General features: G+C 39.6%; 14 protein-coding genes. 11 read left to right on the top strand and 3 right to left on the bottom strand.

All coding sequences use genetic code 11. From position 1 onward, the window contains the following. Window positions 1-24 precede the first annotated feature (24 nt). Window positions 25-1,158 carry an MGDG synthase family glycosyltransferase gene (locus PGLA_RS01470; RefSeq protein ID WP_068528347.1) on the bottom strand — a complete coding sequence of 378 codons (1,134 nt, stop codon included), beginning with the start codon at window positions 1,156-1,158 and terminating at the stop codon, window positions 25-27. 51 nt (window positions 1,159-1,209) lie between these two features. After that, on the bottom strand, window positions 1,210-1,737 hold the full coding sequence (locus PGLA_RS01465; protein WP_068527643.1) for a phosphatase PAP2 family protein: 528 nt from the start codon (window positions 1,735-1,737) through the stop codon (window positions 1,210-1,212). A gap of 576 nt (window positions 1,738-2,313) precedes the next feature. Between PGLA_RS01465 and PGLA_RS01460 the strand changes: the two genes are divergently transcribed. The 9 genes from PGLA_RS01460 (at window position 2,314) to PGLA_RS01420 (ending at window position 10,491) form a co-directional block, all read left to right on the top strand. Next, the gene (locus PGLA_RS01460) at window positions 2,314-3,555 is read left to right on the top strand and encodes a glycosyltransferase family 2 protein (protein WP_068527641.1); all 1,242 of its coding nucleotides are present in this window, start codon (window positions 2,314-2,316) and stop codon (window positions 3,553-3,555) included. Between the two features lie 264 nt (window positions 3,556-3,819). Continuing rightward, entirely contained in the window at window positions 3,820-4,317 is a 498-nt protein-coding gene (infC, locus tag PGLA_RS01455; RefSeq protein WP_068527638.1) for a translation initiation factor IF-3, read from the top strand. An 18-nt stretch (window positions 4,318-4,335) separates the two neighbouring features. Beyond that, entirely contained in the window at window positions 4,336-4,536 is a 201-nt protein-coding gene (rpmI, locus tag PGLA_RS01450; protein ID WP_068527635.1) for a 50S ribosomal protein L35, read from the top strand. A gap of 30 nt (window positions 4,537-4,566) precedes the next feature. After that, window positions 4,567-4,926, top strand: coding sequence for a 50S ribosomal protein L20 (gene rplT, locus PGLA_RS01445; protein WP_068527629.1), 360 nt, complete (start codon window positions 4,567-4,569; stop codon window positions 4,924-4,926). Window positions 4,927-5,258: 332 nt separating this feature from the next. Beyond that, window positions 5,259-6,293, top strand: a complete 1,035-nt coding sequence (locus PGLA_RS01440; RefSeq protein WP_068527626.1) for a BMP family lipoprotein — start codon at window positions 5,259-5,261, stop codon at window positions 6,291-6,293. A gap of 124 nt (window positions 6,294-6,417) precedes the next feature. Next, window positions 6,418-7,956: an ABC transporter ATP-binding protein gene (locus PGLA_RS01435; RefSeq protein WP_068527623.1), complete on the top strand. Its 1,539-nt coding sequence runs from the start codon at window positions 6,418-6,420 to the stop codon at window positions 7,954-7,956. Beyond that, window positions 7,949-9,028, top strand: coding sequence for an ABC transporter permease (locus PGLA_RS01430; RefSeq protein WP_068527620.1), 1,080 nt, complete (start codon window positions 7,949-7,951; stop codon window positions 9,026-9,028). Before PGLA_RS01435 ends, PGLA_RS01430 begins: the two co-directional genes overlap by 8 nt. Continuing rightward, window positions 9,029-9,991: an ABC transporter permease gene (locus PGLA_RS01425; protein WP_068527617.1), complete on the top strand. Its 963-nt coding sequence runs from the start codon at window positions 9,029-9,031 to the stop codon at window positions 9,989-9,991. A gap of 158 nt (window positions 9,992-10,149) precedes the next feature. Next, a complete protein-coding gene (locus PGLA_RS01420; RefSeq protein WP_068527615.1) occupies window positions 10,150-10,491 on the top strand; it encodes a hypothetical protein in 342 nt (113 codons plus the stop codon). A gap of 7 nt (window positions 10,492-10,498) precedes the next feature. Here the strand turns inward: PGLA_RS01420 and PGLA_RS01415 are convergent, their stop codons facing one another. After that, the gene (locus tag PGLA_RS01415; protein ID WP_068527613.1) at window positions 10,499-10,948 is read right to left on the bottom strand and encodes a GNAT family N-acetyltransferase; all 450 of its coding nucleotides are present in this window, start codon (window positions 10,946-10,948) and stop codon (window positions 10,499-10,501) included. A 550-nt stretch (window positions 10,949-11,498) separates the two neighbouring features. Here PGLA_RS01415 and ilvB point away from each other — a divergent pair. After that, a complete protein-coding gene (ilvB, locus tag PGLA_RS01410) occupies window positions 11,499-13,241 on the top strand; it encodes a biosynthetic-type acetolactate synthase large subunit (RefSeq protein ID WP_068527610.1) in 1,743 nt (580 codons plus the stop codon). A gap of 8 nt (window positions 13,242-13,249) precedes the next feature. Further along, entirely contained in the window at window positions 13,250-13,741 is a 492-nt protein-coding gene (gene ilvN, locus PGLA_RS01405; RefSeq protein WP_068528342.1) for an acetolactate synthase small subunit, read from the top strand. The last annotated feature ends 293 nt before the right edge of the window (window positions 13,742-14,034 follow it).

The following is a 14,034-nucleotide window of genomic DNA, read 5'->3' as shown; positions in this document are numbered from 1 at the left end:
TAGCGAATTAAACAAGGTGTCCTCTTATGAGGGCACCTTGTTTAATTCAAACATATCAATAATGCTTTTTGCGCTTTGCATCGGATGATACTTAGCAATGTTCTCGAGATGTTCCTGTCTACGATTACTAATTTCTTGATATTCATACATCAACTTGTTCATCCATTTCTCAATGACAGCGATCGAAGTTATCGGTTCACCCAATCCTTGAGATGTGAAGTATTGGCAGTTTTCTTCTTCTTGACCTGGAAGTGGGTGGTGAAAAAGCATAGGAATACCTTTGGATAATCCTTCCGAGCACGTCATTCCGCCAGGTTTCGTAACGAGCATATCAGAAACTTCCATTAACTCATCGATTTCTTTTATGAAACCAAATATATGAATGTTAGGATGATTATATTTCGGATCATATTCCATCTTGAGACGGGATTTGTCATTACTCCCAAGACAAAATATGATCTGAATACGATCACTCCACTTTGAAAGATAGTCATTAACAATCTCATCACTAGTGATCCCCCAACCGCCTGCCATGACTAATACAGTGGGCATATCCTTGAACTTAAATTTATCACGGATATTATCCTTACTTGGATGCTCCCAAAAGTTAGGATGTATAGGTATTCCTGTAACAAGAATATTAGACAATGGAACACCACGTCTCATAAGCTTGTATTTGACTTCAGGGGTGGAGACTAGAAATCGATCCACTTCAGAGTTGATCCATGTGCCGTGGGCGTCGTAATCGGTAATAACAGTACATAAAGGGACATGTACACCTAGACGTTTAAGACGAGAAATGACGGCGTTTGGGATAGGGTGAGTGCACACAATAACATCTGGGCGAAGCTGATTAACGACATTTCTGGTATGCGTATAAAAAATGCGATGAAGTGCTAAAGTCGTAAGACGATTGAGCGATTTCTTATATTGATGTCTATACATCAAACCCACTAAACGGGGTTGGGAAGTAATCGTTTTTTTGTACGCTGTAATGATTAATGGAGCAACTCTAGGATTTAAAAAGCTTCCCAACTCAAGTACCTTTGTCTGAATGTCCGGTGACAGTTTCCGTAAACTGCTGGCGAGTGCATAAGCTGCTTGAGTATGCCCTGCACCAAAGCCTTCTGATAACAACAACACTCTTTTTTTTATCACTTTACTCTCACCTATTCCTGCAAGTTTTTCCATATTATAACCATATCCACTTTAGTTCCATATTGCAACTGTCATTGTGGCTACAGATGTGCCAATAACAACGCCTGCTAGAACATCAGATGGATAATGAAGTCCAAGATAAATTCTAGAGAAGCCAACGATGATACTGAGACTCAGAAATAGTGACCATAATTCAGGAATTGCAACTATAAAAGGAATCGCAATGGCGAATGCTGCAGTCGTATGGCCCGATGGAAATGAATGATCGCTTAGTGGATTACGGAATGTATTCGTTTCTGGCAAAGCCAGGTAAGGCCTAATGCGCGGATATAGTTTCTTAGCAATTGCGACGGGAATATGGCTTACAGCAAGTGCGATAGCAGCTTGTGCCCCAGCAGTGCTCCATGGAGGTGAACCAAATACCCATACTAATAGACTGGTACTGATCGTAAATGTAGCACCTCCTAAATGGGTTAGATAATATAGGAAGAAATTTAGGAGGAAATTATGTAGCCGACCGTTAATCCATTGGAATAAACGCTGATCCAATTTTTGAAGTTTGAAGATGAGTTGTCTCATGTTATTCCTCTCCTATGGCTTCATAGCCTTGGCGTTTGGTAGCTAGCTTATTAGTATCATTTCCATGTATTAATCTATTCATTTCATCATATTTTTAATTGCTTAAATTTTCAAGGGAAAGCTATGAATAGGTTTACTGCTTTTTGACTTTCACCCTAGTAGAACGTACAATGATTCAGATGCAAACAAATATGTTTAAAGATAATAAATCTAAGTTCAACTTTTCTGTTGCTAATTACGTCTGTATATATAGGAACAATTGTTTCGAATAGAATTTAGAATTAAAAAAAGGAGGGAAGAGAAATAAATTACTAGTAAATAGATGAAAATAAGAACTAATCCATCAGTATGTTAAGTCTAAAATGCTATAGTACCGCTAAATAACGGTTCTTGACTTGTTTTTGGATCAGAAAGGGTCTTAGGCCTTTTGACAAAGTATTCAAAAACATACATTATTATTAAGGTAATAAAAACGACATGTTCAAAAAGGGTCATAAGGGACAAGAAAAAGAGAAAAAGATTATACAGAAACAGAAAGTAAGTATTGAGGGGTAAAAAAGGGGGGTTAAGAGAATTATGATAGACGCTATTTTCGTCGCGCTCCAGATGGTTTTGGCCGTGATAGGTGTGTACCAATTTACATTCTCTTTGTTTGGTCTGTATAGGAAAAAGAAGAAAGAACATTTTCCAACGACCAAATCATTCGCCGTGTTAGTTGCGGCACATAATGAAGAGCAGGTTGTCGGGGCTCTTATGGAGAATTTGAAAAAGCTTGATTATCCGAAAGAACTATATGATGTGTTTGTTATTTGTGACAACTGTACAGACAGTACCGCAGATATCGTTCGTGAGCATGGCATGAATGCTTGTGAACGTACGAACCCAACCCTTCGTGGGAAAGGGTACGCAATTGAGTGGATGTTGAAGGAACTTTGGAGTATGCCTCGTGAATATGATGCCATTGTTATGTTTGACGCTGACAACTTGGCAGCACCGAATTTCCTTAGTGAAATGAATGATGATCTTTCTGGAGGCGCACGTGTTATCCAAGGATATATTGATACGAAGAATCCTGAAGATTCATGGATTACTGCGGCTTATGGAATTTCGTATTGGTACATTAATCGCCTGTGGCAGTTATCTCGTCACAATTTAAATATGGCTAACTTTTTGGGCGGAACCGGAATGTGTTTTGAGACTAAATTGCTGAAAGAAATGGGTTGGGGAGCTACAAGTTTGGTTGAGGATCTTGAATTTACGATGCGTAGCGTCAAAAATGGCGTATATCCTAAATTTAATTATGATGCCAAAGTATTCGATGAGAAACCACTCACTTTCAAAGCATCCTCAAGACAACGCCTTCGTTGGATGCAAGGTCATTTTACAGTAGCACGCAGATACTTTTTTCCATTATTATGGCAAAGTATTAAGGAACGAAGCCTTGTTAAATTTGACTTAGCTTTATACGGGGTGAACGTATATATTGTACTCCTTACGTTTCTGATGACAGCGACGATGTGGGTAGATATGGCATTTTTTGGTGGACCTAACATTGTAAATATATATGGATATTTACCGTTTTGGCTAAGCTTCATAGCTATTGTTGCAAATATTTCTACTTTCTTTGTTGCAATGGCATTAGAGAAAGTAACGTATAAAAAGGTATATCAGTACCTGATACTGTTTCCAATCTATTTGCTTTCATGGTACCCAATAACGTTCTATGCTTTCTTTACGCAGAACAATAAACAGTGGAGCCATACAGAGCATACACGAGTGGTTAGAATGGAAGAAGTCGTACAGAGCAAACAAGTATAACGATTAAAGTTGACTTGCTATGCCTGGTGTGATATATTATTCAAGCATGTTAAATGAATATTTGGATTTAAGCAGAAGCACCGGCTTCTCACCTGACCAATGGAAGAATAGTTGGCTGGTATTTGATCCAGTGATTTATGAATGGGATATTTCATGAAGAATTGATCAAAAGGGATGCTGGTAGATTGAACCAGCATCCCTTTATTTGTTTTACAGAAGCGAAATGAATCAATTTGGAGGTGGACGGTTATCAGTAAGGAACATATGATCAATGACGAAATTCGGGCGAAAGAGGTTCGCTTGGTGGGTGCAGAAGGTGAACAAATCGGAATTACTCCGATTCGTGAAGCACTGCAGATGGCAACGGATCTTAATCTCGATTTGGTAAATGTAGCGCCTCAGGCAAAACCGCCGGTGTGCCGCATCATGGATTACGGCAAGTTCCGCTATGAGCAGCAGAAGAAAGACAAAGAAGCTCGTAAGAACCAGAAAATCGTGGATACCAAAGAAGTATGGTTCCGAGCAAACATTGACGAACATGATTACCAGACTAAACTTCGCAACGTTGTTAAATTCTTAAAAGAAGGCGACAAGGTTAAATGTTCTGTGCGTTTCCGTGGACGTGAAATTGCGCACGCAAGCATTGGACAGAAGATTCTGGAACGTGTAAGAGAAGAAGTGGCTGAGCACTCAAGTGTTGAGCGTTTCCCGAAGCTTGAAGGTCGCAGTATGATTATGATATTGGCTCCTAAAGCTCAATAATCCCGAGGAGGAACTATAATGCCTAAAATGAAAACACATAGCAGTCTTAAAGGCCGCTTTAAAATTACCGGAACAGGTAAAGTAATGCGCTATAAAGCGTTCAAAAACCATCTTTTGTCTCACAAGTCCAAGCGTCAAAAACGTGTACTTGGAACGAACCCTACAATGGCTCCGGGTGACGTTAAACGTCTAAAACAAGGCTTATCTAACTTGAAATAATTAACAACATTTATTGGGAGGTTTACTAATATGGCAAGAGTAAAAGGCGGATTTGTCGTTCGTCGTAGACATAAGAAAGTATTGAAACTCGCTAAAGGTTATTTTGGATCTAAACACCGCATTTTTAAAACAGCAAAAGAACAAGTAATGAAATCATTGGTTTATGCATACCGTGACCGTCGTCAGACTAAACGTAATTTCCGTAGATTATGGATCGTACGTATTAATGCTGCTGCACGTTTGAACGGATTGTCTTACAACAAATTGATGCACGGCTTGAAATTAGCTGGTGTTGACATTAACCGTAAGATGCTTGCTGATTTGGCTGTTCATGATATCAACGCATTTAATTCGATTGCAGCTGTTGCTAAAGAAAAAATTAATGCTTAAGATAATATACTAAATAAAAAACCGCTGTTTTATGGCGGTTTTTTTCTTGGGAAAATGGAAATAGTATGAGAGAAATGGAAATAAAACACCGTTTTTTTAGCAGGTACAAAGTAAGGGAATTAACAATTATGTGTTACATAACATGACATAACCATAACATTACTTACGTGATTTAAATCGATAAAGCGCTTTCTATTCTATCTTTATTTAAAAAAGTTGACATTGAGTGAGCAATTTACTGGATTAAATACAATTTTGATTGTATAATTTGTTTTGTTCATTGAAGGTCCCTTCAATTGTTAGGGATACATTCTAAAGGGGGAATATAGAAAATGAAAAAAATACTTAAAGCATCACTTGTATTGGGATTGTCTTTATCCGTAGTTTTAGCTGGTTGTGGTAAGAATGAAGAAAAGCCAGCGGGTGAAGCAGCAACTGGTGGCGCTAAAACAGATATGAAAATTGGTATGGTAACTGACGTAGGTGGGGTTAATGATAAGTCATTTAATCAATCTGCATGGGAAGCACTTACATCTGTCAAAAAGGATACAGGCGCAGAAGTAACGTACCTTCAAAGTAAGGATAAAACTGAATACACGCCTAACCTTAACAAATATGTTAAAGGTGGATACGCTCTTACTTGGGGAATTGGATTTGATCTTGGTGCAGATATGAAAACTGTAGCTGATCAGAACCCAGATGCTAAGCTTGCAATTATTGATGCTGTAGTAGATTCACCAAATGTGCAATCGGTTACTTTCTCTGAGCATGAAGGTTCATTCTTAGTTGGTGTTGTTGCAGCTAAAATGACGAAAACAGGTAAAATTGGTTTCGTTGGTGGAGCAGAAATTCCAGTTATTACACGTTTCCAAGCTGGATTTAATGCGGGTGTAGCAGCTGTAAACCCTGATATTAAAGTTAAAAACGTTTATGCTGGTGCATTTGATAAGCCAGACCAAGGTAAAGTCATTGCTTCCACAATGTACAATGATGGCGTAGACATTATTTTCCACGCATCTGGTGCAACTGGAACAGGCGTATTTAACGAAGCAACTGCACGTGTTAAAAACGGTGAAAAAGTATGGGTTATCGGTGTAGATAAAGACCAATCGTTGGAATTTGGGGATAAAGTTACTTTAACATCGATGGTTAAGGGTGTTGATGCAGCTGTTCAAAAAGTATCCAAAGAAGTTATTGATGGTACTTTCAAGGGTGGAAAAGTTGAACTTGGTCTAAAAGATGATGGTGTAGGTATTGCTAAAACATCAGATAGGAATGTTCCTGCTGATGTATTGGCTCTAGTAGAAGAGTACAAAGCTAAGATTATTAGCGGTGAAATTAAAGTTCCTCAAGATATGAAAAAATAATAATAATTTTTAAAAAGATAAAAAACTAAGTACAATGACAAGGCTAGTTATTATGACTGGCCTTGTTCTTACTTGTAAGGCTTTCGGTTGGACGAGCTTTTAAATAAAGTATAAGGGTGATAACATGGATGCAGCAAACCCAGTCGTGGAGCTAAAGCAAATTACAAAGCGATTTTCAGGCATCGTTGCCAACGATTCTATTAGTCTGAAGTTGCATAAAGGAGAAATCCATGCACTCCTGGGGGAGAATGGTGCGGGCAAATCCACATTAATGAATATCTTATTTGGATTATACCAACCTGATGAAGGAAGTATTGAAATAAAAGGTAAGCCTGTCAATATTGATAATCCCAATAAGGCGATTGAACTGGGTATTGGTATGGTACATCAGCATTTTAAGCTTGTACAACCCTTTACAGTAACAGAGAACATTATTCTTGGCATGGAGCCTAAACAATTAGGATTTCACGTTGATTATAAGACGGCAACAGCGAAAATCAAAAAATTATCTGATCAATATGGTTTGAAAGTAAATCCTGATTCTAAAATCTCTGAAATTTCAGTAGGTATGCAACAAAGAGTTGAAATACTGAAAACACTTTACCGTGGCGCAGATATTCTTATATTCGATGAACCTACTGCGGTGTTAACACCACAGGAAATCACGGAACTTATGTCTATTATGAGACGATTGGTTGATGAAGGGAAATCCATTATTCTAATCACACATAAGCTTAAAGAAATTATGCACATTTCCGATGCAGTAACGATTATTCGGCGCGGTAAAGTCGTAGATACATTGAAGACATCAGAAACAAATCCCAATACGTTAGCAGAAAAAATGGTCGGCCGGAATGTCTCTTTTAAAATTGATAAAAAACCCGCTACTCCAGGAGAGGCAATTCTTCAGGTTCGGGATCTGAAATTGAAGAATAAGGATGGCATCTCAGTCCTCAATGGTTTGTCTTTGGACGTAAGAGCAGGTGAAATACTTGGTGTTGCTGGCGTTGATGGTAACGGACAAAGTGAACTAATTGAGGCATTATCAGGTTTACGCAAAGTGGACAGTGGCTCAGTGAAACTTAAGGATATGGAACTCACGAATCGTAATCCTCGATTTGTGTCAGAGCAAGGAGTATCTCATATTCCAGAGGATCGTCATAAGCATGGTCTGGTGCTTGATTTCACGATGAGTGAGAATTTAATTCTAGAAACGTATTACAAGGCGCCATTTAATAAAGGTGGTTTCTTGAATCAACTAGAAATTGAAAAACAAGCTAAGAAGCTTATCGAAGCATTCGATGTTCGGACGCCTAGTATTGAGACCAAAGCCAGATCGTTATCTGGTGGTAACCAACAAAAGGCGATTATAGCCCGGGAAATAGATAAGAATCCAGAACTTCTTATTGCAGCTCAACCTACCCGTGGACTAGATGTAGGTGCGATTGAGTTCGTACAACAGCAACTTATATCTCAAAGAGATCAAGGAAAAGCCGTAATGCTTATATCTTTTGAACTAGATGAGATTATGAATGTAGCAGACAGAATTGTCGTGATCTATGAAGGTCGAATTGTTGGAGAGGTACTGCCTGAACAGACGAACGATCAAGAGTTAGGTCTTATGATGTCTGGTAGCACAGCAGGAGGTAAGCGACATGAATAAATTGATGAAAATATTTACACTCGATAGTCTTATTATCCCTGTGGTTGCTGTAATATTTGGACTTATTGTCGGTGCTCTGATTATGCTTGCAGGTGGCTATGATCCGATACTTGCATATAGCTCATTGTTTTCATCTGTTTTTGGTGATTCGTATGGATTTGGTGAGACAATTCGAGAAATCACACCTCTTATCATGACAGGACTTGCTGTTGCTTTTGCCTTTCGTGCAGGTCTATTCAATATTGGTGCAGAAGGTCAGTATATCATTGGAATGACTGCTGCAACGATTGTAGGTATTAAGGTTACGGGTCTACCAGCCTTGATTCATGCCCCACTAGCGATTATTGCCGGTGGTTTGTGCGGTGGATTGTGGGCAGGTATTGTTGGTTATCTAAAAGCAAAACGTGGCGTAAATGAAGTTATCGTCTCAATTATGCTGAATTGGACAGCGTTGTATTTCAGTAATTATATTGTGAGAAACTTTCTACTTCTTGAGGGTCAACAGAAATCATTAGATATTCAACCGACAGCATCTATTTCGCTTGGTGGGTTGTCAATGTTGATGGATAATGCACGTATGCATATGGGTACCTTGATAGCTATTTTAGCTGCTGTGTTCTTTTATGTGTATATGTGGAAGAGTAAACAGGGGTATGAGCTTAGAGCAGTAGGACATAACCCAAATGCAGCAGAGTATGCAGGTATGAATGTGAAACGCAACATCGTGAAGGCAATGTTTATCAGTGGTATTTTTGCTGGCCTCGGTGGTGCATTCCAGGTACTTGGTGTCTTTCATTATCAAACCATATTTACAGGGTCACCAGGTGTTGGATTTGACGGAATTGCCGTAGCGTTGATTGGTATGACCCACCCATTCGGAACGATTCTTGGTGCTACTTTGTTTGGTACATTGACATCCGGATCATCAGGTATGAGCTTCGGTGCGGGGGTTCCTCCAGAAATCATTCGAATTGTGATTGGTTCCATCATATTCTTTATTGCTGCACAAGGAATTGTACGCTGGGTGCTTAAGCCTCTGTACCTCAAGCGTAAGAAAGAGAAGGTGTTGTAAATGGACTGGATAACAACGATTGGCCAACTTATCAACACAACGCTGGTGTTTTCTACGGCGCTTATCTTTGCTTCTATGGGAGGTATCTTCTCGGAACGTTCTGGTGTGGTTAATATTGGTCTTGAAGGGCTTATGGTCTTTGGAGCTTTTGCTGCTGCCATAGGAACTTACTATGCAGAGGGGGCAGGAATGGGTGCTGCCTCGCCATATATTGGATTGTTGGCAGCGATTGTACTTGGTATAATTGCTTCACTGATTCATGCGGTAGCCTCGATAACCTTCAAGGCAGATCAGACGATTAGCGGTATCGTTATTAACTTCTTAGCTGCAGGAAGCACATTGTATTTAGTTAGACTTCTCTTTGACGGTCAAGGAGAAACGCCACTTCTACAAGAAGTGTTCCGGAAGACTAATTTCTTCGGATTGGCTGATATCCCCTTTATTGGGAATGTATTGTTTCATCATTACCCAACGACATATTTGGCGGTTATCTTGGTATTTGTATCGTATTATGTCCTTTTCAAGACATCGTTTGGCATGCGTTTACGTGCAGTAGGAGAACATCCTAGTGCTGCAGATACGATGGGTATCAAAGTAAGTCGTATGCGTTATATTGGAGTCATGATGAGTGGTGCTTTCGCAGCTCTTGGTGGTGCAACAATTGCACTAACGACTACGAGTATGTTTGCTCATAATACGATTTCAGGTCAAGGATTTATCGCTATTGCTGCGATGATTTTCGGGAAATGGAACCCAATCGGAGCCTTGGGAGCTGCTGTGTTATTCGGTCTCTTTCAAGCAATGGGTAGCTACTTTCAGTTATTTGATTGGGCACAGAGCGTTCCACAAGAGTTCATTTACATGCTTCCTTACGTATTAACGATTGTTGTACTTGTAGCTGCAGTTGGAAGATCCTCTGCACCTTCAGCGTTAGGTGAACCATACGATCCAGGTAAACGTTAAAATATAGAAATCAAAATCCAAAGAACCACACTCCGATATATTGGGGTGTGGTTCTTTGGATTTTACTTGGGCAATGAACAGGGCTAATGAACAAGCGTTAGGTCAATCCCTAGAATACACTATATCTGAAATGTGAAATGATAAGGAGGAGGGAGATCATGAAGCACTCGGTTACGAAGAGTCAAGCGCGTAGATGGATAGGGAAGAATATTACTGCAACCAAAAAGGATGGTACTCTTATTACCGGTAAATTGTTGAGAATTTCCGGAAATCGTCTCATCATGCAACGAAATACTGGAAAAAAAGTACAGGTTAAAGCCATTATTCCATTAGTATTATTCGACTTGTTGGCGATTGGAACAGCGCCTTATGTTACTGGTGGTTTCGGATATGGAGGTTTTGGCGGACCCAAAGCTGTACCTAATGCATATGGAAATCCATACGGAAACTATGGCAGCCCTTATGGTGGAGGATATCCACCTTACGGAGGATTCTTCTAAATTCTGATTAAACCTGTAGCTGCTTTTCCAATTCATAAATTTTACTAGATGGATGTATACGCGTTGGAGCATATCCTAACTTTTTATAAAAGGAAAGTCCGATTGTATTAATGGTATCTACCATAACTTTGGATCGTTTGCATCCGCGAGACTGCGCAAAGCGTTCTGCCTGAACCATTAACAAGTTTCCCCAGCGCTTGCGCTGTGCAGCGGATGCGACGGCCAACATATCGATATATAATAAGTCACCGTGTAACATGAAATGGACAAATCCTACAGCGTCACCCTCATAATAAGGTGAAGCCACAAGAGTGACTCCGTTTGTTAAGCGCTTAGGTAGGTCTTTTTTTATTTCTAAGATTTGTTTACCGTCCATACTAGATAATGGGACAAGTTCAGATTCAATTAATTGTATAATAGTGGAATCATCCTGTTTAGGTCTTCTGTATCGGATCATGCAGGTAATTCCTCCCCTCGCTATTCGATAAATTCAGTAAATTTATTTCATCATATGTGTCATAGGGGAGAGTTTGTGCTACAAATTAGAGAGAAAAAGTGTTGAAAAGGGTTGATTTTATAAAATAATAAAAATATGGGTATTGACTATAGTGGTGGATGGATCATATAATACATTTAACATTTTAACGAGTAAATTATGTAATCGGCAATGAAGAGGACGAAGTTTTAAGGGCTCTTTTGTTCAGAGAGTGAGAGGATTTGCTGCAACCTCCACCAAAATCCCTTTTATACGAGCTCACCTCGGAGCTGTTTTCCTGAAAAGCATTAATGCGTATTAGGGAAAATCGACTGGTCCACGTTATAGACCACAGGTATAAGAAATTATACTTGATAAGGCTTTTTGTTGTGAAACTTAAAGCAAACTTGGGTGGTACCACGGAAGATATAAACTTTCGTCCCTCACACAGAGATAAGTCTGTTGTGAAGGACGAAGGTTTTTTTTGTTCCGAAATATTGTAATAGGTGTAATCTTGAGAGGGGGATGACTGATGAACGAGCAAATTCCAAAGCAGACGTCAACAGAGCAATTACGAGAGAAATGGATGAAACCGGAAGTCATTACTGGCTCGGAAGTATTGCTACGCAGCCTTCTATTGGAGGGTGTAGATTGTGTGTTTGGTTATCCTGGTGGAGCTGTACTGTATATCTATGATGCTATGTATGGCTTCGATGATTTCAAGCACCTATTGACGCGTCATGAACAGGGAGCAATACATGCGGCAGATGGATATGCACGAGCTAGCGGTAAAGTGGGTGTCTGTATTGCAACTTCTGGACCTGGAGCAACAAACCTAGTTACAGGAATTGCTACAGCATATATGGATTCTGTACCTATGGTAGTTATCACAGGGAATGTGGCTACAACGCTAATCGGGACGGATGCATTCCAAGAAGCGGATATTACCGGAATTACGATGCCAATAACGAAACATAGCTACTTGGTAAGAGATGTGGAAGATTTACCCAGAGTGATTCATGAAGCATTCCACATCGCTAATACAGGACGTAAAGGTCCGGTATTGATTGATATTCCTAAGGATGTATCCGCAGCGAAGACGCTATTTAAACCTGTTGAAGAGTTCAATGTTAGAGGCTACAATCCTCGTACTGTACCTAACAAGTTGCAAGTTGATAAGTTAGCACAGGCCATTAGTGAAGCTGAGCGTCCTTATATTCTTGCAGGAGGAGGCGTAATCTACTCAGGGGCACATGAAGAGTTATTCGAATTTGCAACTCGAACTGGAATCCCAATTACGACTACACTCCTTGGACTTGGTGGATTTCCAAGTGGACATGAGTTATGGACAGGTATGCCAGGAATGCACGGTACCTATACATCGAACCATGCGATTCAACAATGTGATCTTCTGATCAATATTGGAGCTCGATTTGATGACCGTGTAACAGGTAAATTAAATGGATTTGCACCTCATGCCAAAATTGTCCACATTGATATTGACCCTGCAGAGATCGGCAAGAATGTTGCGGCAGATATTCCGATTGTAGGAGATGTGAAGACGGTTCTTGAGATGATCAATCCGTTGGTGAGTCATACAGACAAAGCGGACGCATGGAGAAAGCAAATTCAAGAGTGGAAGCTTGAATATCCTTTCAGATATACAGATGCAGAAGACGTATTGAAACCTCAATGGGTTATCGAGATGCTGAATGAAACGACAAAAGGGGAAGCCATTGTTACAACGGACGTTGGTCAACATCAAATGTGGGCAGCACAATACTACAAGTTCAATCATCCTAGATCTTGGATTACGTCAGGTGGACTTGGAACGATGGGATATGGTTTACCGTCGGCGATTGGTGCACAGATGGCTCAACCAGAACGTCTAGTTATCTCCATAAATGGAGATGGTGGTATTCAGATGTGTTCGCAGGAATTAGCAATTTGTGCTATTAATAATATTCCTGTTAAGATCGTTATCATTAATAACCAGGTATTGGGAATGGTACGACAATGGCAAGAGCTTATTTACGAGAATCGATATAGTCACATTGATCTTGCTGGCAGTCCTGATTTTGTTAAATTAGCGGAAGCTTATGGTGTTAAAGGACTTCGGGCAACGACGAAAGAGGAAGCAAGGCTTGCATGGCAGGAAGCACTTGAAACACCAGGTCCAGTTCTATTAGATTTCGTTGTTAACAAGTACGAAAATGTATATCCGATGGTTACTCAGGGATCGACCATTGATCAAATGTTGATGGGGGATGAGTGAATATGAGTATGAGTATGAGACATACGATTTCTATACTTGTAAATGACCAACCCGGCGTACTTCAAAGAGTTTCTGGACTTTTTGGAAGACGCGGGTTCAATATTGAAAGTATCACGGTTGGACAGTCTGAAGAAGTTGGATTATCTCGGATGGTTGTTGTGACGATCGGCGACGATAAAACACTAGAACAAATCGAGAAGCAGTTATATAAGCTGATTGATGTTATAAAAGTTATTAATTTGGGTTCCAAACCAATGGTAGATCGTGAATTAGCTCTGATTAAGGTGAAGTCCGAAACAAACGAACGCCCAGAAATCATGGGTATCGTGGAGACGTTCCGTGCATCGGTTGTCGATATTGGTACACATAGCATAATGGTCCAAGTTGTTGGAGATACGACCAAAATTGATGCAATGATTGAATTGCTAAAACCGTACGGTATCCGTGAGATATCTCGGACGGGTGTTACTGCAATGACTCGTGGAAATGACACAAAGTAATGTAACAAAGTAATGTATGTAACAAAGTAATGTATGTAACAATGTGATGTAATGATATGAGATAAATGCCCTCTCTTAAAGAGCGGGCGTTTGAAAGATTCACAAGACTACACTAACGTTAGTGGATCTTTGAAACACCCGTTCTTTAAAGATGAATTCTAAATTGATGTGAGACAATTTCGAAATCATATAGATGAATTCTAAATTGATATGAGACAATTTCTAAATTGATATGAGACAATTTCTAAATTGGTTTGAGACAATTTCAAAATTACATGTAAATGAATTCTAAA

This window comes from Paenibacillus glacialis (genome assembly GCF_001637205.1).
In the GTDB taxonomy this organism is placed as follows: domain Bacteria; phylum Bacillota; class Bacilli; order Paenibacillales; family Paenibacillaceae; genus Paenibacillus_AQ; species Paenibacillus_AQ glacialis.
Note: the sequence above shows the minus strand (reverse complement) of the source record. Positions and strands in the feature narration are given on the sequence as shown.